We start from the raw sequence: 19796 nt of genomic DNA, 5'->3' as shown, positions 1-19796 counted from the left end.
GTGCGGGGTCGGGCGGGGGATGGTGAGGTCGGCGCCGCGCGGGCCCATCGGGTCCGTGGCGCGCAGACCGGCCGTGGCGACCACCCGGCTGATGTCGCTCGGCGTCAGCAGCCCGATCAGGCCGCCGTCCGGGGCCAGGACCACCGCCCGCCCGTCGGCGGAGCCGCGCATCCGCTCCAGCAGGTCCATCAGCGGCTCGTCGGCCCGCGCCTGCGGCACCTCGGCGGCCGGGCAGGCGACATCACGCAGTCTCGTGGCCTCGCGGTCGCGCGGGTCCACCTCGCGGATGCGGTTGAGCGTCACCAGCCCGGCGAACCGGCCCCCGTCGTCCACCAGCGGGTACGTCGACAACCGCCGCCGCATCACCACCCGGTCGACCAGCCCGGCCACGGTCTCGTCCGGACGGGCGGTGACCGGCTGCCCGGACATCACGTCGCCCACCCGCAGCCCGTACAGGGCGGTGCCGAGCTGGGTGTGCTGCTCCTCGGCGCTGGCGGCGTTCACCAGGAACCACCCGATCAGCGCGAGCCACAGCCCCTGCAACCCGACGCCGGTGACCACCTCGAGGACGCCCAGGACGATGAGCGCGTACCCGAAGATCCGGCCGGCCCGCGCGGCGGTGATCGCGGCCCGCGTGCGGTCGTGCCAGCGGGCCCAGAGGGCGGCGCGCAGCACCCGCCCGCCGTCCAGCGGGGCGGCGGGGATGAGGTTGAAGACGGCCAGCAGCACGTTCACCGCGGCCAGGTAGACGAAGATCCCGGCCACCAGCGGCGCCCCCGCCAGGGCGCCGACGAGCCACGCCACCGCGCCGAACAACACCCCGCACAGCAGGCTCGCCACCGGCCCCACGACCGCGATGCGCAGGTCGGCGCCGGGCGAGCGCGGCTCGCCGCGCAGCTCCGCCACCCCGCCGAGCAGCCACAACGTGATGCCGGCCACCTCGATGCCGTGCCGGCGCGCCGTCATGGCGTGCGCGAGCTCGTGAGCGAGCAGCGACAGCAGGAACAGCACGGCGGAGACCAGGCCGGCCAGCACGTAGACGACCATCGAATGGCCGGGGAACACCACCGGGAACCGCCCGAAGGCGAGGCCCACCACCAGGATCGCGACGATGACGAGCACGCTGACGTTCAGCCCGACGCGGACGCCTCCGATGGTGCCCAGAGAGATCGAGGAGCGCATGTTCCCTCCCATGGGTGGGCCTATCCGCTCCTTACCCACGCATCGGCGCAGGTCACGTGACGAACGCGCCCATCCCGGTGACGGCCCGGCCGACGATCAGCGTGTTGATCTCGCGGGTGCCCTCGTAGGAGTAGATGGCCTCGGCGTCGGCGACGAAGCGGGCGATGTCGTAGTCGAGGATGATGCCGTTGCCCGCGAGCAGTTCCCGCGCCCAGCCGACGACCTGGCGCATCTGCGTGGTGCAGTACGCCTTGGCCAGCGCCGAGTGCTCGTCGTGGAAGACGCCCTCGTCCTGGAGCTGGGCCAGGCGCACCACCATGCCGAGGCAGGCGGTGGCGTTGCCGAGCATCCTGACCAGCAAATCCTGCACGAGCTGGAACTTGGCGATGGGCCGGCCGAACTGCTCGCGCTCCTTGGAGTAACGCAGCGCGATCTCGTAGGCGGCCAGCATGACCCCGACGGCCTGCCAGGCGACGCCGCTGCGGGTCCTGCGCAGGATCCGCGCCGTGTCGCGGAAGGAACGGGCCTCCTGCAGCCGGTTCCCCTCGGGGACGCGGCAGCCGCTCAGCGTGATGTCCGCGTTCTGCACGGTGCGCAGCGCCATCTTGTTCTCGATCTTCGTGGCGGTGAAGCCGGGCGTGCCCTGCTCCACCACGAAGCCCTTGACCTTCCCGTCCTCGGCGTCGCGCGCCCAGACGACGACGAGGTCGGCGAACGTGCCGTTGCCGATCCACCGCTTCGACCCGTCGAGCACCCACGTGCCGCCCTCGCGCCGGGCGGAGGTGCGCAGGCCGCCCGCCACGTCCGAGCCGCCGGTCGGCTCCGTCAGCGCGAACGCGCCGATCTTCTCCATCCTGCTCATCTCCGGCAGCCACCGCCGGCGCTGCTCGGCCGAGCCGCACGCGGCGATGCTGCCCATGGCCAGGCCGGTGTGCACGCCGAAGAAGGTCGCCATCGACGGGTCGGCGTGCGCCATCTCCAGCGCCAGGAAGCCGCTGAGCAGGCCGCTCGGCCTGGGTCCGGGGCACTCGGGGTAGGACAGGCCGGCGATGCCCAGCTCGGCGTACCCCTTGACCAGGTCGAGCGGGAACTCGGCACGCATCCAGCACTCGTTGGCGATGGGGACGACCTTCTCCCGCAGGAACTCCCGCACCCGCAGCAGAACGGCCCGCTCGTCGTCGGGGAGCAGGCTCTCGAACGCGTAGAAGTCTCCGGTCAGCAGCTCGGACATGGCCCGGCCCCTACCCCCGCCGCCCATGGCGACACGACGGAGAGATCCTTACGCTGCCGGGATGACGATCGGTGCAAATCCCCTCGACCTCGACCGGACCGCCATCGAGAAGCTCGGCCGGGAGGCCGTGGAGTTCCTGGCCGGCTGGCTGGCGGAGCTCGGCTCCGCCCCGGCCAGCGACTACGACCGCGCGGCGGAGTTGTCCGCCCTGGTCCGCCGTCCGCCCGCCGGCGGGCCCGGCGACTTCGGCGCGCTGCTGGAGACCTTCCGCGAGGCCGCGGGCCAGGGAGTGAACACCGCGGGCCCCGGCTATCTCGCGTACTTCCCGGCGGGCGGGCTGGTCTCGGCGGCGCTCGCCGAGATGCTGGCCCAGGCCGCCAACCGCTACACCGGCGTGGCGCAGACGGCGCCCGCGCTGGTCGCGATGGAGCAGGGGGTGCTGACCTGGTTCTGCGACCTGTTCGGGCTGCCGGCCGGCGCGGGCGGGCTGGTGACCACCGGCGCGTCGCCGGCCACCCTGTCGGCGGTGCTGGCCGCGCGGCAGCACCGGCTCGGCGAGGACATCGCCGGCGGCACCCTGTACGTCACCGAGCACACGCACTACTGCGTCGCCAAGGCCGCCCGCGTCGCCGGGCTGCCCGCGAGCCGCGTCCGCACGGTCCCCGCGACCGGCCACCTGCGCATGGACGTGGCCGCCGCCGCCGAGATGATCGCCGCCGACCGGGCGGCGGGGCTGCGCCCGTTCCTGCTGGTGGGAACGGCGGGCACCACCGACACCGGGACGATCGACCCGCTGCCCGAGCTGGCGGGGCTCGCCCGGCGGGAGGGGCTGTGGTTCCACGTCGACGCGGCGTACGGAGGCGGGTTCCAGCTGACGCGACGAGGCCGCGCCGCGCTCGCCGGCGTCGAGGAGGCCGACTCGCTCGCGCTCGACCCGCACAAGAGCCTCTTCCTGCCGTACGGGACCGGCCTGCTGCTCGTGCGCGACCCCGCCCTGCTGCGCGAGGCGCACGCCGCCGACGGCCAGTACCTGCAGGACATCGGCCGGATGGACGACCTGCCCGACTACGGCAACCTCGGCATCGAGCTGACCCGCGAGTTCCGTGGCCTGCGCCTGTGGCTGCCGCTGCACCTGCACGGCGTACGGGCCTTCGAGCGGGAGCTGGACGAGAAGCTCGACCTGGCCGCGCACGCCTACGCGGAGCTGGCCGGCGACCCGCGCTTCGAGACGCCCTGGGCGCCGGACCTGACGGTGATCGTCTTCCGGCTGCGCGGCGGCGACGAGCCCAACCGGCGGCTGCTCGCCGCCGTCAACGACAGCCGTCGGGTCTTCCTGAGCAGCACGACCATCGGCGGGCGGTTCTTCCTGCGCCTGTGCGTGCTGAGCTTCCGCACCCACGCCGACCGCGTCCGCGAGGCTCTCGCCGTCATCCGGGAGGCCGCGGACCGGTGCGCCGGATGAGGGAGCGGCCGAGCCGCCGCCCCGGCGTCTCGATCAGGTGGTACGTCGCCGCGCTCAGCGGGATCAGGACCAGGTAGAACACGGCCAGGTTCGGGGCGACGTGCAGCACGAGCGGGTGGAGCAGATAGAGCGAGAAGCTGATCGTGCCCAGCCAGGCCAGCCGGCGCGGGAACGCCCGCCCGCGCAGTGCGAACGCCGCCGCGAACACACCGAACGCCAGCGCCAGCGCGGGCGCCCAGCCGGGGTCGTCCTTGGCCGGGAGCCCGCAGGCCAGCACCGCCGCGACCGCGAGCACGGCGGCCCGCGGCGGGATCTGGCCGCGTTCGGCCCGGTACACCGCGGTGCCGGCGAACATCGTGGCCAGGATGATCACGCCCTGCCAGGTGCCGCCCCGGCTGCCCAGCACCACCAGTGCCAGCCCGAGCACCCCGCCGGCCACCGCCGCGGCCGTCCGCACCCGCCCCCGGCCGAGCACGGTCACCGCGACGGCGGCGGGGACGGCGAGGCCGAGCAGCACGGCGGCCACGTCGGCGCCGCCGCCGATCGTGGCCCCGGGCAGCAGCAGGCCCAGCGGCACGGCCGCCACCGCGAGCCCGCCGGCGATCCCGGCCGAGCGATGCCCCTGCCGCACGGCGAACAACGCCACGCACATCAGGTAGAACGCCATCTCGTACGACAACGTCCAGGTGACGTTGATGACGGCGGGCAGGTTGAGCAGCTCCTGCAGCATCGTCAGGTTGCCGAGCACGACCACCGGCAGCGGCCGGTCGGCCAGCCCCGGCGGCAGGGGCGGCCCGCCCGTCCCGGCGAGCGCGAGCGCCAGCGCGAAGGCGGCCAGCAGCAGGGGCAGCAGGCGGAAGGCGCGTCCGGTCCAGAACGCGCTCAGGTCGCCGCGCCGTTCCAGCGAGGCCGGGATGATATAGCCGCTGACCAGGAAGAACACGAAGACGCCACACGTGCCGACGTCGACACGGCCGTCCACCGCCGCCCAGAGGCCGGGCACGAACGTCCAGCCCGCGTGGTGCAGGGTGACGGCCAGCGCTGCCGGCCCCCGCAGGGCGTCCAGCCAGGCCAGCCGGGCGGGGGCTTGGGACATTTGTCGGAGTCTAGGACAATTGTCGCCTTGTCCTTTACCCCGAGCATGCCTCAAGCCCCCCGGCGGTCAGCCGTTGAGCCGGGCCAGCTCCTCCTCGGTCAGCTCCAGGTCCGCGGCGCGGACGGAGTCGAGGATGCTCTCCGGCCGGCTCGCGCCCGGGATCGGGATGACCACGGGGCTGCGCGCCAGCTCCCACGCCAGGCAGACCTGGTACGGCGAGACGCCGCGTGCCTCGGCGATCTCGGCGAAGACGGCGTTGCGACCGGTCGTCTCCCCGGCGCGCCCGATGCCGCCGAGCGGCGACCAAGGCAGGAACGCCAGGCCGAGCTCCTCGCACACGTCGATCTCGGGCTCGCTGCTGCGGAAGCGCGGGGAGTACTCGTTCTGGACGCTCACCAGGCGGTCGCCGAGGATCGCGTGGGCGAGCCTGATCTGCTCGGGGTTCGCGTTCGAGATGCCGGCCATCTGGATCTTGCCGGCGTCGTGCAGCTCCTTCAGCGCCCCCATGGTCTCCTCGTACGGCACGTTCGGGTCGGGCCGGTGGTGCTGGTAGAGGCCGATGCTGTCCACCCCGAGCGCTTTGAGCGAGCGGTCGCAGGCCTTCCTCAGGTAGTCGAGGCTGCCGTCCCGGCCCCAGCCCTCGGGCGTGCGGGTGTGGCCGCCCTTGGTCGCCACCAGCACCGAGCCGGCGTCGCCGCCCCACAGCGACAGGGCACGGGCGACCAGGCGCTCGTTGTGCCCGACGTCGGTGTGCGAGGGCGTGTAGGCGTCCGCGGTGTCGATGAGCGTGACGCCCGCGTCCAGGGCCGCGAGAAGGGTACGGATCGACTGGTCCTCGTCGGGCATGTGCCCGGCCACCGACATGGGCATGGCGCCCAACCCGATGACCCCGACCTGGCGCTCTCCGATGGCGCGCGTTCTCATGGCGTTGTGCATACCGCCCAGCCTCTCTCCTGGAGCGCACTCCAGGTCAAATCGGCCCGGAAGGCTCACGGCGGGATCTACGAAGATCTGCTGCTCCTTGACGCGGAGCTGACATGGAGTGTCCGTTGAACTGCCTAATTTATGTACATGCGGACAAATGGGACGCGCGACGAGCCCGGTGACGGCCGATACCTGCCGATCGGCGAGCACGGCATGATCGGCGACCTGCGCACGGTCGCGCTCGTGGGCACCAACGGCACCATCGACTGGTACTGCTGCCCCAGGTTCGACGCGCCCAGCGTGTTCGGCTCGCTCCTCGACGCCGGCCGGGGCGGGTCGTTCGACCTGTGCGCCGACATCCCGGCGACCACGAAGCAGTTCTACTTCCCCGACACCAACGTCCTCATCACCCGCTTCTTCGCCGGCGACGGCGTGGGCGAGATCCAGGACTTCATGCCGATCGCGGAGAACCCCCACGAGGTCGACCGGCACCGGCTGATCCGCCGGGTCGCGTGCGTGCGCGGCTCGATCCCGTTCCGCGCCAGGATCGCCCCCCGCTTCGACTACGCCCGCCAGCCCCACACCGCGCACCAGAACGGCTCCCGGATCACGTTCTCCTCGCCGTCCATCGACCTCGCGCTGTTCGCCAGCGTGCCGCTCGACACCGACGGGCAGGACGCCTGGAGCCACTTCCAGCTGCGCGAGGGCGAGCACGCCGTGTTCGCCCTCGACCGGCTCGCCCCCGGCGTCGAGCCGCGCGGTTGCCCGATCGAGGAGGCCGAGGCGGAGTTCGTCGCCACGGTGCGGTTCTGGCGCAAATGGCTGTCGCACTCCCGCTACCGGGGCCGCTGGCGCGAGGTCGTGCACCGTTCCGCCCTGACGCTGAAGCTGCTCACGTACGCCCCGACCGGCGGCATCGTCGCCGCGCCCACGACCAGCCTCCCCGAGCGGCTCGGCGGCGAGCGCAACTGGGACTACCGGTACGTGTGGGTGCGCGACGCCGCCTTCTGCGTCTACGCCCTGCTCAGGCTCGGCTTCACCGACGAGGCCGAGGCGTTCATGGGCTTCCTGTCGGAGCACGTCTCGATCGACTGCTGCCCGGGCGACCCGACCCCGCCCCTGCAGATCATGTACGGCATCGACGGCCGCAGCGACCTGCCCGAGCAGGAGCTCACCCACCTGGAGGGCTACCGCAAGTCGGCGCCCGTGCGCATCGGCAACGCCGCCGCCGACCAGCTCCAGCTCGACATCTACGGAGCCCTCATCGACTCGATCTACCTCTACAACAAGTGGGGCCGGCCGATCTCGAGCGACCGCTGGGACGAGGTCTGCACCCTGGTCAACTGGGTCTGCGACAACTGGGACCAGCCCGACGAGGGCATCTGGGAGACCCGCGGCGGGCGAAAGGACTTCGTCTACTCGCGGCTGATGTGCTGGGTCGCGATCGAGCGGGCCATGCGGATGGCCGCCCAGCGCGGCCTGCCCGCCGACATCCCGCGCTGGCGGCGCGCGCGCGACGCGATCTACCGCGTCATCATGCGGCAGGGCTGGTCCGACGGGCTGCAGGCGTTCGTCCAGCACTTCGCCGACGAGGTCCTGGACGCCTCGCTGCTCATGATGCCGCTGGCGAAGTTCGTCTCGCCGACCGACCCGAAGTGGCTGTCCACCCTGGACGCGCTCGGCGACGGCCTGGTCTCCGACTCGCTGGTCTACCGCTACGACCCCGAGGTCAGCCCCGACGGGCTGCAGGGCCCCGAGGGCACGTTCTCGATCTGCTCCTTCTGGTACGTCGAGGCGCTGTCGCGCGCGGGCCGCCTCGACGAGGCCCGCCTGGCCTTCGAGAAGATGCTCACCTACGCCAACCACCTCGGCCTGTACGCCGAGGAGATCGGCCACACCGGGGAGCAGCTCGGCAACTTCCCGCAGGCCATCACCCACCTCGCCCTGATCAGCGCCGCCTTCAACCTCGACCAGGCGCTCGGATAGTCCGCATGGATCCTGTCGAGCGCGGCGCCCGGCCCTGGAGCGGGTCTTGAGCGTGGCCGCGTCCGGCCGCGTTCCAGGCGGGGTGATAGGAGAGACGTTCCCGGCGATCTTCGTGATCGACGCCGACGGCACCATCATCGGCTGGACGCCGTTCGCCGAGGAGCTCTTCGGCTACCGCGCCGCGGAGACCCTCCACCGGCCCAGCGCGATCCTGCTGCCCGGCGACGGCATGGCCGCGATGCGGACGTGGCTGCGGCGCTTCGGCGGCGAGGACCGCTGGTCGGGCGTGGCCGAGATGCGCCACCGCGACGGCGGCAAGCTCGTCGTGCACATCGAGGCCGCCCGTTTCCTCTGCTCGGCCAGGCGGCCCGGCTGGATCCTGCGGCCGACGCCGGTGGCCGGCGACGGCGTCCACCGCGGGAGCTCGGTGCTGGAGGCGCTCGTCAGCCACTTCCCGGTGGCGATGGCCATCTGGGACCGCGACCTGCGGGTCGTCTGGCTGAACGAGGCGGCGCAGGGCCTGCGGCGCGTCTTCCCGCACTACCGGGTCGGCGCCTCGCTGGAGGAGCCGCTGCCCGGCGTGGACGTCGAGGCGGCCCGCCACGCCATGCGCAAGGTCCTCACCGACGGCACGCCCATGATCGACCGCGAGGCCCGGTGGCGGGCGCCCGACGGCAGCGAGGAGCGCACCCTGTCGACCTCGCTCTTTCGCATCGAGGGGCTGGACGGCCGCCCGCTCGGCGTGTGCTCGCTGGCCCTCGACATCACCAACAGCATGGCCCGCGACCAGCTCGCCCTCATCCGCGAGGCCAGCGTCCGCATCGGCACCACGCTCGACATCATCGAGACCGCCCAGGAGCTGGCCGACCTGGCGGTGCCGGTGCTCGCCGACTTCGTCACCGTCGACCTCGCCGAGGCGGTCCTGGCCGACGAGGAGGCGGCGCAGCGCCTGCTGGGCACGGAGTCCGGCGCGCCCGTGTTCCGCCGGGCGGGCGTGGCCTCGGTCCGCGAGGGCGTGCCCGAGTCCGTCTACGCGATCGGGGAGACCGTCTTCGTCCCCGAGTCCTCGCCGTTCGCCCTGGCGCTGGCCGGCGGCAGGACGCACTTCGAGCCGGTGTTCGACCCCCCGCCCGGCTCCTGGCTCGACCAGGACCCGGCGCGGGCCAAGGCGGTCAGGGAGTCGCGCATGCACAGTTTCATCGTCGTGCCCCTGAAGGCCCGCGGGGACATCCTCGGCGTCACCGTGCTGGCCCGCCACGACAACCCGGCGGCCTTCACCCCCGACGACGTGGTCGTCGCCGAGGAGCTCGCCGCCCGCGCCGCGCTCAGCCTGGACAACGCGCGCCAGTACACGCGCGAGCGCGCCGCCGCCCTCGCGCTGCAGCACAACCTGCTGCCCCGCAACCTCCAGGCCGGCGACGCCCTGGAAGTGGCCTCGCACTACCTGCCGTCCGGCACCCGCGACGGCGTCGGCGGCGACTGGTTCGACACGATCCCGCTGGCCGGCGGCCGGGTGGCCCTCGTCGTCGGCGACGTGACCGGCCACGGCATCAACGCCGCCGCCACCATGGGACGCCTGCGCACCGCCGTCCGCACCCTGTCCTACGTCGGCCTGCCGCCCGACGAGGTGCTCGCCCACCTCGACGACCTCGTCGTGCGCCTGTCGGAGGAGGACGCCGGCGCCGACGGCCTGCCGGCCAACGCGACCGGCGCCACCTGCGTGTACGCCGTCTACGACCCGGCCACGCGGCGCTGCACCATGGCCGCCGCCGGGCACCCGCCGCCCGCGATCGTGCACCCCTCCGGCGAGGTCGACTTCGTCCGGCTGCCCAGCGGCACCCCGATCGGCGTCGGCTTCGGCGGCTACCAGTCGGTCGAGCTGGAGCTGGCCGCGGGCAGCGTGCTCGCCCTCTACACCGACGGCCTCATCGAGACCCGCGAGTCCGACCTCGACGCGGGCATGGAACGCCTCGGCGCCGTGCTCGGCCGGTACGCGCTGTCGCTCGACCGGCTGTGCGCCGCGGTGGTCGACGCCATGGTGGGCGGCCGGCCGGCCGAGGACGACATCGCCCTCCTCATGGCTCGTACGCGCGTCTGACGCCGTACCTCCGCGACCTTTAAGGTAGAGGCCGGGGTGTTGGGGAGGAGATCGATGCAGAGCAGTCGCAGGCGGCCCACCCTGGCCACCGTGGCGGCCTCCGCCGGGGTGTCCGTGGCCACCGTGTCCAAGGTGCTCAACGGCCGCAGCGACGTCGCCCCGGACACCCGGCGGCGGGTGCAGTCGCTGCTGGTCGAGCACGGATACGCGGGCCGGCCGGCCCACCGGTCGCCCGCCATGGTGGAGCTGCAGGTGAGCGGCGACCTGTGCGCGTACTCCACCGAGATCATCAAGGGCACGCTCGAGGCCGGGGCGGAGGCGGGCGTGCCGGTCGTCATCACCAACGTCAAGGGCGAGCCGCCCTCCGGCGACGCGTGGGCGCACGGCCTGACCGCCGGCGGCTGGCAGGCCATGATCCTGCTCACCGACGAGGCGAACCGGCGCCAGCTCGCCTCCCTGACCCGGGCCGGCCTGCCGGTGGTCGTCGTCAACCCGATCAACCCGCCGCCCGCGCCCGTGACCAGCATCGGCGCCACCAACTTCGCCGGCGGCATCACCGCCACCGACCACCTGCTGGCCCTCGGTCACCGCCGCATCGCCTGCCTCGGCGGCCCGGCCGACGCCGCCAGCAGCCAGGCGCGCGTGCACGGCTACCGCGCCGCCATGGAGAACGCGGGCGTGCCCGTGCTGCCCGGATACGTACGCTCCGCGGGCTTCTGCTACCCCGACGGGCTGCGGGAGGGCGCCCGCCTGCTCGACGTCGAGCCCCGGCCGACGGCCGTCTTCGCCGCCAGCGACGAGATCGCGCTCGCGCTCATCCAGGTGGCCAGGGAGCGCGGCCTGCGCGTCCCCGACGACCTCAGCGTGGTCGGCTTCGACGACACCGAGATCGCCACCATGACCTCGCCGCCGTTGACGACCGTCCGCCAGCCGCTGCGCGAGATGGGCATCGTCGCCCTGCGCACGGCGCTGCGCCTGGCCGCCGGTGAGACCGTCGAGTCCCGCCACATCGAGCTCGCCACCGAGCTCGTCGTCCGCAGCTCCAGCCTGGCCGTCTGACCCCCCGGTAGATACGTGGTGGGCCTGTTCCACGTCGTCGAGCTCCGGCCCGGCGAGGCGGCCGACGGCCGGGCCCTGGCCGGTCGCTGAACGCTCACCGGCCGTCCAGGGCCCGGTCCAGTTCGCGGCGCAGGATGTGCTGGAAGACGCCGACGTGGTCGGCGTTCATGAGGGTGTAGTGCTCGCCGGGGACCTCGACGTAGCGGTTCTCGCCGCGGGTGAAGTCGTCCCACCTGCGCAGCTCGTGGTCGAGCCACTCCTGCTTGGTGCCGCGCAGCGGGCGGGCGTAGAAGACGGTGACGGACTCGACGGTGCCGCTGGGCTCGTACGAACGGCCCGCGCCGACCAGCGACTGGGCGAGGCCGACCCAGGAGGCGAACCCGTCGCGGTCGAGGTCGAGCTGGGCCAGGCGGCGCCGCGAGGCGATCGCCATGATGCGGTCGATCTGCCGCTCCGGCGGCAGGGCGCGCAGCGGCCCGGCCAGCTCCTCCGCCTGTTGCGGCCCGATCAGGTCGAGGAAGAGCGCCAGGTGCAGCGCCCCCTCGGTGAAGTCGATCTCCCGCATGCGCGCGCTGATGTACGGCGGCAGGTTGAGGATGCCGACGAAGTCCACCCGCTCGCCGAGCGCCTCCAGCGCCTTGGCGACCTCGAACGCCACGGCCCCGCCGTAGGAGTAGCCCGCGACCGCGTACGGCCCGTGCGGCCGGCGGCGCCGGATCGCCTCCACGTAGCAGGAGACCATCTCCCCGAAACTGCCGAACGGCGGCTCTCCCGGGCCGAAGCCGCGCGCACGCAGGGCGTAGAAGGGCCGCTCCCCGGCGAAGTACCCGGCCAGGTTGACGAACACCAGCACCTCGCCGACCCCCGGGTGCACGCAGAACAGCGGCGTCCGCTCCCCGCCCGGCTGCAGCGGCACCACCGGGTCGTACGCCTGCCCGGCCGCCCGCGCGGCGGGGTCGAGCAGCGCGGCCAGGTCGCGCACGGCGGGCGCCCGCAGGATCGCCGCGACCGGCAGCCCGGCCTCGGGAAAGGCGCGCTCCAGGCACTGCTTCAGCCGCAGCACGTCCAGTGACGTCCCGCCCAGCTCCAGGAAGCTCGCCGAGGCGCCGACCTCGTCACGGGGCAGCGCGAAGAGGTCGGCGTAGATCGCGGCGACCTCCCGTTCGGCGTCCGTGCGCGGCGGAACGCGGTCGCCGCGCCGCCGGCCGCTCAGCGCCGCCGCCCACCGGAGCCGCTCGTCGAACTGGCCTGACTCCAGCCTGCGGCGCAGCAGCGCCCGCTGGATCTTCCCCAGGCTCGTCTTCGGCAGCTCGGAGGCCGGCAGCGGCAGGATCAGCCCGGGGCGGAAGCCCCACAGCCGCGCCACGGCGGTGCGGACCGCCACCAGCGCCCGCCGCACCCCCGCCTCGTCCGACAGCGGCATCGACGGCGTGAACGCCACCGCCAGCAGCTCGGTGTCGCCGCCGGGCGGCCGGGTCGGGAAGGCGGCGACGCACGAGCTCGCCACCTCCGGCAGCGTGTCCAGGGCCGCCTCGGCCTCCTGGGCGAAGTAGTTGACGCCGTTGACGATGACGCTGTCCTTGTCCCGTCCCACCAGGCGCAGCCCGGCGCCGGTGAGCACGCCGCGGTCCCCGGTGCGGAACCACCCGTCGCCGGTGAACGCCGCGGCGGTCGCGGCCGGGTCGCGGTGGTAGCCGCGGAACACCATGGGGCCGCGCACCTGCAGCTCGCCCTCCGTCCCGTCGGGGACGGGCCGGCCGTCCTCGGCGATCCGCAGGTCCAGCCCGCGCACGGGGTCGCCGAGCGCGGCGAACTCGTGCTCCTCGCCGTCGTCGGGGAAGCGCAGGTTCAGCACGCTGCCCGCGCAGGTCTCCGTCATCCCGAACGCCGGCACGATCGCCGTCTCCCGCAGCCCGTACGGCGCCAGCGCGGCGAGGAAACGGCGGGCGGTGGCGCGCACCACCGCCTCGCCGCCCGACAGGATGTGCCGCAGCGCCGACAGGTCGAGCCCGGGCTCGGGCGGCAGCTTGTCGATCTCGCCGAACAGGAAGTTGGGCGCGAACGTCACGCTCACCCGGTGGCCGGAGGCCAGACGCAGGAACCGCGCCGGATCCTCCAGGACGTACTGCGGCCGCGCCTGGACCTGCTCGGCGCCGACGAGCATCGGCAGCAGGTGGCCCTCGAACGCGGCGATGTGGTCGAAGGCGATCCAGTTCATCATGACGTCGCCGCCGTGGCAGCCGAGCCGTTCGGCCTTGGCCGCCATCGACGCCAGCAGGTTGCCGTGCGTGAGCGGGACGGCCTTGCTCGCGCCCGACGAGCCCGACGTCAGCATGATCAGCGCGACGCCGTCCCGGGACGCCTGCGGGCGGGCCGGCTCAGGGGCGCCCGCGCCCAGCTCCTCCACGAGCGCGACCCGCCGGCGGGGCAGCGGCGGCAGGGCGGGCGCGGTGTCGGCGTCCGTGACGGTCAGCGGGTCGCCGAGCAGCTCGCCGGCGTGCCGCAGCCGCGCCGCCCACCGGCCGGGGTCGCCGGGCAGCGGCGCCATCGGGCAGGGCACGTACCCGCCGAGCACGCACGCCCAGAAGGCCGGGATGATGTCGCGCGGCCGCTCCAGCACCAGGGCGACCTGCGACCCCGGCGCGAGACCCCGCCGGCGCAGCCCGCCCAGCAGCCGGCAGGCCAGGTCGAGCAGCTCGGCGTACGGCTGGGCACGGACGGAGCCGTCGTCGTCCACGTGACGGACGCCGCGCTCCGCGGGCGCGAGCGCCGCGGCCCCCAGCAGGAGATCGGCGATCCCGCCGAAACCGGTTTCGGACATGGGCCGATGAACCCGCACCATGCGATCTACCCCCGTGGTGCACGCTTCTTACAGGCTGGTCTTGAGCGCGGCGAACCTCTCCTTGACGGCGTCGAGGTCGTTCAGCCGGGGGAACGGCTCGCCCTCGGGCACGGCCGCCCCCAGGAAGGAGCAGAGCGGCTCCCACCCCTCGCGCACGTCGAACACCAGCAGCCGGTCGGGCGGCAGGGACTCCTCGACCGTCGTGACGTGCCGCTCGAAGGCCCTGACGGCCTGCTGCGGGGCGGGCATCCGGTACGGGAACCCGCCCGCGCCGAACGTCTCCTCGGCGATGCGCCGCAGCAGCGGCTGGATGCGCGCGAACCGCGTGCGGAACTCCAGCTCCTCCGGCGACGGGGCCTCCTGGGCCATGGACGCGACGCGCAGCCTGATCATGCCGCGGAAGCTGTCGTACCAGCTGCGCGGGTCGCGGACGGTGAGGATCACCCTGGCCTCCGGGAACGCCTCGGCCAGCGGGCGCCAGAAGAAGCTGGCCGGCCAGTCCACGCACGACCGGTAGCCGGCGAACAGCCGCTCCCAGCCCTCCCGGGTCTCCGGCACGCCGGGGAGCCAGCGGTCGATGAGCTCCAGATGGTCGTAGAGCTCGAACATGTGGTAGCACGGGCCGAATCCGAGCCGCTCCAGCGCGGCCTTGAGTGACAGGGTGCCGGTGCGGGGCAATCCGGCCCCGATCACCTCGATCATCCTCGTCCTCGCTCTCGCGTTCCGGCTCCGGCCGTCCCTGGCCGCAGAGGTATGGCTCATGCCGCGAAAGGGGCGGGTGTATGCGTGCCGCGAGATCGACGTGGCCGGTTATGACAAAGAACTGACGACATCTTGGCCCGCTCTTGGGCGTTCCGCCGGCGGGCCGGGCCGCCGGCGAAGCCGCTCACGGCATGAGGCAGCGCAGGGGAGAGAGCTCGGGCACGGCGCTCGCGCTCGGGTCGACGCGCAGGTCGATGTCGGTGACGCCGGACAGGCAGTGGGTGAGCGCGGCGGGCTCGATGACGGCCCGCGCGGGGGCGGCGGCGGCGAGCAGGAACGCGGCCGCGACGACGGGGAGGAGCACGAATCGGGACATGGAGCGCCTTTCGTGGGAGGAACCGCTCTGCCCCCTCTAGGCTTCCTGCCTGCGGTGATCGCATAACGTTACCCATGGTGACGTTGTGCATTCGCCCGGCGCCCGTGTTTCCGCAGGATGTGGCGCTGCCGCCACTTCTCCGCGACCTCGGGTCCTCGATCTTGTATCGCGGCGATGGAGGCGCTCCGTGTTCGCTCTGCTCCATCATGTGACCGAGCCGGGCTGGAGCCCCCAGCCGGCACGACAACGAGGAGAAGACAGTCATGAACGGTATGCGCATCGCCGCCGCCGCGGGCGCCACGGCCCTCGCCATGCTCACCTTCGCCGCCCCGGCCTCGGCCGCCGCGCGCGCCGGTGACATCTGCATGTGGAGCCAGCGCGACTACAAGGGCGCGTCCTGGTGCTGGAATCCGGGCAACGGCTACGTGGACGTGCCCCCGGCCCTGCACGACAACGTGGGCTCCTTCCGGGCCGAGGCGGCCGGCTGCTTCATCAACTGGATCCGCCCAGGCTCCCAGAAAGAGACACGCGTGGTCCGCAACGGCGACTACCGCAGGGTCTACGACAACGACTTCGGCGGCAGGATCGACGCGGTCGCGCCACGCTGCTGACCTGCGCGCAGAATGAGTGACGGGGCCCGGGCATCCTGCCGCCCGGGCCCCGCCCCATGCCCGGCCGGCCGTGCCCGCCGAGAAGCCCACTTGACGAACGCCTTTCCTTCATAAATGATTATCCCTACTTATAAAGTAGAGAAAGGCGAGATTGTGCGGGCGCTCATCCTCCTGGGGCTGGTCGGCTTCGTCGCCCAGCTCGTCGACGGCAGCCTGGGCATGGCCTACGGCGTCACCTCAAGCACCCTGCTGCTGGCCGTCGGCACCAACGCGGCCGCCGCGTCGGCCACCGTCCACCTGGCCGAGATCGGCACCACGCTCGCCTCGGGCATCTCCCACTGGCGCTTCGGCAACGTGGACTGGAAGGTCGTCGCCAAGATCGGCATCCCCGGCGCGGTAGGCGCCTTCGCCGGCGCCACGTTCCTGTCCAGCCTGTCCACCGAGGTGGCCGCGCCGATCATGTCGCTGATCCTGCTGGCGCTCGGGGCCTACATCCTGGTCCGGTTCACCGCGTTCGGGCTGCCGCGCGGCAACCTGGGCAAGCCGCTGCGCAAGCGGTTCCTGGCCCCGCTCGGCGTGGTGGCCGGCTTCGTGGACGCCACCGGCGGTGGCGGCTGGGGCCCGGTCGGCACCCCCGCGATCCTGGCCAGCGGCCGGCTGGCGCCGCGCAAGGTGATCGGCTCCATCGACGCCAGCGAGTTCCTCATCGCGATCGCGGCCAGCATCGGCTTCTTCGTCGGCATCGGCTCGGAGAACATCGACTTCGCCTGGGTCGCCGTCCTGCTGGTCGGCGGCGTGATCGCCGCGCCGATCGCGGCCTGGCTGGTGCGGCACATCCCGCCGCGCATCCTCGGCTCGGCCGTCGGCGGCCTGATCATCCTCACCAACGTGCGCACGCTGCTGCGCAGTGACTGGATCGATGCCTCCAGCGGTGTCCAGGCGGCGGCCTACCTCGTCATCGCCGTCCTGTGGGTCGCCGCCGTCGTCTACTCCGTCCGCGAGTACCGGCGCGACAAGGAGCGCGAGTCGGTCGAAGCGGTCGAGAGCGAGCTGCGCACCCGAGCCGGTGAGGAGGAGCAGGCCTCCGCGTGAGGCCGTACGCGCCGGGCCCGGCCTCCGCTCGGGAGCCGGGTCACGGCGCTCCCACGCCTATGAGAATCTCCGCCCGAACGCAGTACGCCCTCGGTGCCATGCTCGCGCTGGCCGCCGCCGGCGGCCCCCTGCACGCCGAGCAGATCGCCGTCTCCCAGGACATCCCCCGCCGCTTCTGCGACAACATCCTGCTGCAGCTGCGCCGGGCCGGCCTCATCCAGAGCCAGCGCGGGCCCGACGGCGGTTACTGGCTCGCCCGCCCGGCCGCGGAGATCGCCCTCGCCGACGTCATCCGCGTCACCGAGGGCATGGAGCCGGTCGGCCGGCCCTTACCGAAGGCGGCGGCGCCGCTGGCCGGCATCTGGGCCGAACTCCGCGCCCACCAGGACCGCCTCCTGAGCCAGACCACCCTCGCCGACCTCGTCGCCCGCTAGTGCGGTTTTGACCGGGCCTGCCGGCAGGGCGACGCCGGCGGGCGTTCTTCCGGGTCGCTACGATTCCTCGACGGGCCGGCCCAGGTCCCCAAGAGTGCGCAGGAGCCGCTCCCGGGCAGCGTCCAGGCGTTCGTTGTAGTCCGGGTCAGCTGTGGCGGTCGGCGCGCAGGCGGGCGGCCAGGGCCGCGGCCTGGGTGCGGCGCTGCATGTTGAGCTTGGACAGCAGGTTGGAGACGTAGTTCTTGACCGTCTTCTCGGCCAGGAAGAGCCGTTCGCCGATCTGGCGGTTGGTCAGGCCCTCGCCGATCAGGTCGAGGATGTGGCGTTCCTGTTCGGTCAGCGCCGCCAGCGGGTCCTTCCTGGCGCTCTGGTCGCGCAGGCGCTGCAGCATGGCGGCGGTGGTCTGCGGGTCGAGCAGCGACTGGCCCGAGGCGACCGTGCGGACCGCGCCGACCAGGTCGGAGCCGTGGATCTGCTTGAGCACGTAGCCGGCGGCCCCGGCCATCACCGCGTCGAACAGGGCGTCGTCGTCGGCGAACGACGTCAGCATCAGGCAGGCCAGCCGGGGCAGGCGGGAGCGGACCTCGCGGCACACGTCGACGCCGTTGCCGTCGGGCAGCCGTACGTCGAGGACCGCCACGTCGGGCTCCAGCGCCGTGATGCGGGCGACGGCCGACTCCGCGGTGCCCGCCTCGCCGATGACCTCGATGTCGTCCTCGGACTCGAGCAGGGCGGCCACGCCCCGGCGGACGACTTCATGATCGTCGAGGAGGAAGACGCGAATCATGCCTTGACGGTATCCGAGCCGCGGCGGCGACCGGAAGGCGCGAAAGTCCCTGAATCCGGGTGTGGATTTCGTGGCGAAATCGCGTGTTTCCAGGGTCTTTAGGCCCTTGACGGCGGTTTCCGGCTGAGGGGGCCCGCGCGAAGAGGCGCTGTCCGATGCCAGACTGATCGCCATGGAAAGCGAGCATCGTCAGTTGCTGCCCCAGATGCGGCTCGATGAGCTGCTGGCCGAGCTCCAGGTGCGGCTCAACGCCGTGCTGGCCACCCGCGACCGGGTCCACGCGCTGCTCGACGCGGTGGTGTCGGTGGGCAGCGATCTGGACCTGGAGACGGTGCTGCGCCGCATCGTCAGGACCGCGACCGAGCTCGTGGACGCCAGTTACGGCGCGCTGGGCGTGGTCGGGCAGGGCCACACGCTGCTGCAGTTCATCCCGGTGGGGCTGAGCGAGGAGGAGATCGCCAGGATCGAGCACTGGCCGCACGGGCTCGGCCTGCTCGGCCTGCTGATCAAGGAGGCCCGCCCGCTGCGCCTGGGCCGCATCTCCGACCACCCCGAGTCGTACGGCTTCCCGCCCGGCCACCCGCCGATGGGGACGTTCCTGGGCGTGCCGATCCGGGTGCGCGACGAGGTGTTCGGCAACCTCTACCTGACCGAGAAGCGCGGCGGCGGGGAGTTCGACGAGGAGGACGAGGCGGTCGTGGTGGCGCTGGCCACGGCCGCCGGTGTGGCGGTGGAGAACGCCCGCCTGTACGAGGAGTCGCGCCGCCGCGAGACCTGGCTGGAGGCGTCGTCGGAGGTGACCACGAGCCTGCTGTCGGGCGCCGACCCCCGGCAGGTGCTGTCCGTGGTGGCCGCCCGGGCCCGCCAGATGGCCGACGCCGACCTCGTCCAGATGTTGCTGCCCGACCCGGCGGGCGACCTGCTGCGCGTCGAGACGGCCGAGGGGGAGGGCGCCGACGAGCCGCTCGGCGCCACCGTCGACGCGTCGGTCGTGGGCGACGTGCTCACCAGCGGTGAGCCGCGCGCGGAGGCCGACACCCGCCGGCGCCCCGGCTTCGGGCCGGAGCTCACCGTGCCGCTGGGCGCCCCGCCCCACGTCCGTGGGGTGCTGGTGCTGGCCAAGCGGAGCGGACGGCTGCCGTTCAGCGGCGCCGACCAGCGGATGCTGCACGCGTTCGCCGGGCAGGCGGCCATCGCGCTGGAGCTGGCCGAGGCGCGCCGCGACGCCGAACGCCTCAGCCTCCTCGAAGACCGCGACCGGATCGCCAAGGACCTGCACGACGTGGTGATCCAGCGCCTGTTCGCCACCGCCATGACACTGATGAGCACGCTGCGGCTGGTGGAGCGGCCCGAGGCGGCCAAGCGGCTGCAGCACGGCATCGACGAGCTGGACGAGACCATCCGCCAGATCCGTTCCACGATCTTCGCCCTGCAGGCCGGCCCCGAGGACGACGTGCCGAGCCTGCGCGGCCAGATCGTCGACCTGGTGGAGGGGGCCGGCGGGCATCTGGGGTTCATGCCGGGGCTGCGCATGGAGGGGCAGATCGACACCCTGGTGTCCGAGCCGGTCGCCGAGCACCTGCTGGCCGTGCTCCGCGAGGCCCTGTCCAACGTCGTCCGCCACTCGCGGGCCGGCCGCGCCGAGGTCTCCGTCGAGGCCGCGGGCGGCATCCTCACCCTCATCGTCACCGACAACGGCGTCGGTGTGGGCGACGTCGAACGCCGCAGCGGCCTGAGGAACATCGAGCAGCGGGCCGAACGGCTGGGCGGCACCGCCGACATCGACACGCCGGGGGAGGGCGGGACCCGGCTGTGCTGGACGGTCCCGCTGTAGGGATCGGCCGGGACGAAGGTCCCGGCGGCACGGGCCGTACGGCACTGCCGTGGGGAGCGCGCGGGCGGTGTGCTGGAAGC

General features: G+C 73.1%; 16 protein-coding genes. 8 read left to right on the top strand and 8 right to left on the bottom strand.

All coding sequences use genetic code 11. The features are described 5' to 3' along the window. A partial coding sequence (locus C1J01_RS31275; RefSeq protein WP_111182567.1) for a site-2 protease family protein occupies positions 1-1182 on the bottom strand: 1182 nt, incomplete at its 3' end. Positions 1183-1234: 52 nt separating this feature from the next. Further along, positions 1235-2413, bottom strand: coding sequence for an acyl-CoA dehydrogenase family protein (locus tag C1J01_RS31270; protein ID WP_111182571.1), 1179 nt, complete (start codon positions 2411-2413; stop codon positions 1235-1237). 61 nt (positions 2414-2474) lie between these two features. On the opposite strand from C1J01_RS31270, the gene C1J01_RS31265 reads away from it, so the two are divergent. Next, positions 2475-3875 carry a pyridoxal phosphate-dependent decarboxylase family protein gene (locus tag C1J01_RS31265; protein WP_111182566.1) on the top strand — a complete coding sequence of 467 codons (1401 nt, stop codon included), beginning with the start codon at positions 2475-2477 and terminating at the stop codon, positions 3873-3875. Here the strand turns inward: C1J01_RS31265 and C1J01_RS31260 are convergent. After that, complete coding sequence (locus tag C1J01_RS31260) at positions 3841-4971, bottom strand: acyltransferase family protein (RefSeq protein ID WP_111182565.1); 1131 nt, start codon at positions 4969-4971, stop codon at positions 3841-3843. The genes C1J01_RS31265 and C1J01_RS31260 overlap by 35 nt on opposite strands. Before the next feature lie 66 nt (positions 4972-5037). Beyond that, positions 5038-5895, bottom strand: coding sequence for an aldo/keto reductase (locus tag C1J01_RS31255; protein ID WP_111182570.1), 858 nt, complete (start codon positions 5893-5895; stop codon positions 5038-5040). Between the two features lie 147 nt (positions 5896-6042). Here C1J01_RS31255 and C1J01_RS31250 point away from each other — a divergent pair, with 147 nt between their 5' ends. The 3 genes from C1J01_RS31250 to C1J01_RS31240 are packed head-to-tail and all read left to right on the top strand — an operon-like array spanning position 6043 to position 11038. Continuing rightward, on the top strand, positions 6043-7881 hold the full coding sequence (locus C1J01_RS31250; RefSeq protein ID WP_111182569.1) for a glycoside hydrolase family 15 protein: 1839 nt from the start codon (positions 6043-6045) through the stop codon (positions 7879-7881). A gap of 52 nt (positions 7882-7933) precedes the next feature. Then, complete coding sequence (locus C1J01_RS31245) at positions 7934-9979, top strand: SpoIIE family protein phosphatase (protein WP_235854788.1); 2046 nt, start codon at positions 7934-7936, stop codon at positions 9977-9979. A 54-nt stretch (positions 9980-10033) separates the two neighbouring features. Beyond that, a complete protein-coding gene (locus C1J01_RS31240; protein ID WP_111182563.1) occupies positions 10034-11038 on the top strand; it encodes a LacI family DNA-binding transcriptional regulator in 1005 nt (334 codons plus the stop codon). A 94-nt stretch (positions 11039-11132) separates the two neighbouring features. Here the strand turns inward: C1J01_RS31240 and C1J01_RS31235 are convergent, their stop codons facing one another. The 3 genes from C1J01_RS31235 to C1J01_RS31225 all read right to left on the bottom strand — a co-directional run bounded on the left by C1J01_RS31235 (position 11133) and on the right by C1J01_RS31225 (position 14958). Beyond that, positions 11133-13859, bottom strand: coding sequence for a non-ribosomal peptide synthetase (locus C1J01_RS31235; protein ID WP_220040190.1), 2727 nt, complete (start codon positions 13857-13859; stop codon positions 11133-11135). A gap of 48 nt (positions 13860-13907) precedes the next feature. After that, positions 13908-14582: a sulfotransferase family protein gene (locus C1J01_RS31230; protein WP_235854787.1), complete on the bottom strand. Its 675-nt coding sequence runs from the start codon at positions 14580-14582 to the stop codon at positions 13908-13910. A 184-nt stretch (positions 14583-14766) separates the two neighbouring features. Next, on the bottom strand, positions 14767-14958 hold the full coding sequence (locus tag C1J01_RS31225) for a hypothetical protein (RefSeq protein ID WP_111182561.1): 192 nt from the start codon (positions 14956-14958) through the stop codon (positions 14767-14769). A gap of 263 nt (positions 14959-15221) precedes the next feature. On the opposite strand from C1J01_RS31225, the gene C1J01_RS31220 reads away from it, so the two are divergent. From C1J01_RS31220 to C1J01_RS31210, 3 genes are all read left to right on the top strand, one after another. After that, positions 15222-15569, top strand: a complete 348-nt coding sequence (locus tag C1J01_RS31220) for a peptidase inhibitor family I36 protein (RefSeq protein ID WP_220040189.1) — start codon at positions 15222-15224, stop codon at positions 15567-15569. Between the two features lie 153 nt (positions 15570-15722). After that, positions 15723-16661 (top strand): sulfite exporter TauE/SafE family protein, encoded by a 939-nt coding sequence (locus C1J01_RS31215; protein ID WP_111182559.1) that lies wholly within the window; start codon positions 15723-15725, stop codon positions 16659-16661. A gap of 59 nt (positions 16662-16720) precedes the next feature. Continuing rightward, a complete protein-coding gene (locus C1J01_RS31210) occupies positions 16721-17095 on the top strand; it encodes an RrF2 family transcriptional regulator (protein ID WP_111182558.1) in 375 nt (124 codons plus the stop codon). A gap of 145 nt (positions 17096-17240) precedes the next feature. Here C1J01_RS31210 and C1J01_RS31205 read toward each other — a convergent pair whose 3' ends face one another. Beyond that, positions 17241-17882 (bottom strand): response regulator, encoded by a 642-nt coding sequence (locus tag C1J01_RS31205; RefSeq protein WP_111182557.1) that lies wholly within the window; start codon positions 17880-17882, stop codon positions 17241-17243. A gap of 172 nt (positions 17883-18054) precedes the next feature. On the opposite strand from C1J01_RS31205, the gene C1J01_RS31200 reads away from it, so the two are divergent. Continuing rightward, entirely contained in the window at positions 18055-19716 is a 1662-nt protein-coding gene (locus C1J01_RS31200) for a sensor histidine kinase (protein WP_111182556.1), read from the top strand. The last annotated feature ends 80 nt before the right edge of the window (positions 19717-19796 follow it).

It is taken from the genome of Nonomuraea aridisoli (assembly GCF_003236395.1).
GTDB lineage: Bacteria > Actinomycetota > Actinomycetes > Streptosporangiales > Streptosporangiaceae > Nonomuraea > Nonomuraea aridisoli.
This window is presented reverse-complemented; position numbering and strand designations above follow the sequence as displayed.

What these genes read in the sequence shown, in the direction of transcription:
- C1J01_RS31270 (WP_111182571.1), bottom strand. Translation starts at nt 2,413, where the DNA reads ATGTCCGAGCTGCTGACCGGAGACTTCTACGCGTTCGAGAGCCTGCTC.
- C1J01_RS31265 (WP_111182566.1), top strand. Translation starts at nt 2,475, where the DNA reads ATGACGATCGGTGCAAATCCCCTCGACCTCGACCGGACCGCCATCGAG.
- C1J01_RS31260 (WP_111182565.1), bottom strand. Translation starts at nt 4,971, where the DNA reads ATGTCCCAAGCCCCCGCCCGGCTGGCCTGGCTGGACGCCCTGCGGGGG.
- C1J01_RS31255 (WP_111182570.1), bottom strand. Translation starts at nt 5,895, where the DNA reads ATGAGAACGCGCGCCATCGGAGAGCGCCAGGTCGGGGTCATCGGGTTG.
- C1J01_RS31250 (WP_111182569.1), top strand. Translation starts at nt 6,043, where the DNA reads ATGCGGACAAATGGGACGCGCGACGAGCCCGGTGACGGCCGATACCTG.
- C1J01_RS31240 (WP_111182563.1), top strand. Translation starts at nt 10,034, where the DNA reads ATGCAGAGCAGTCGCAGGCGGCCCACCCTGGCCACCGTGGCGGCCTCC.
- C1J01_RS31235 (WP_220040190.1), bottom strand. Translation starts at nt 13,859, where the DNA reads ATGTCCGAAACCGGTTTCGGCGGGATCGCCGATCTCCTGCTGGGGGCC.
- C1J01_RS31230 (WP_235854787.1), bottom strand. Translation starts at nt 14,582, where the DNA reads ATGATCGAGGTGATCGGGGCCGGATTGCCCCGCACCGGCACCCTGTCA.
- C1J01_RS31225 (WP_111182561.1), bottom strand. Translation starts at nt 14,958, where the DNA reads ATGTCCCGATTCGTGCTCCTCCCCGTCGTCGCGGCCGCGTTCCTGCTC.
- C1J01_RS31220 (WP_220040189.1), top strand. Translation starts at nt 15,222, where the DNA reads ATGAACGGTATGCGCATCGCCGCCGCCGCGGGCGCCACGGCCCTCGCC.
- C1J01_RS31210 (WP_111182558.1), top strand. Translation starts at nt 16,721, where the DNA reads ATGAGAATCTCCGCCCGAACGCAGTACGCCCTCGGTGCCATGCTCGCG.
- C1J01_RS31205 (WP_111182557.1), bottom strand. Translation starts at nt 17,882, where the DNA reads ATGATTCGCGTCTTCCTCCTCGACGATCATGAAGTCGTCCGCCGGGGC.
- C1J01_RS31200 (WP_111182556.1), top strand. Translation starts at nt 18,055, where the DNA reads ATGGAAAGCGAGCATCGTCAGTTGCTGCCCCAGATGCGGCTCGATGAG.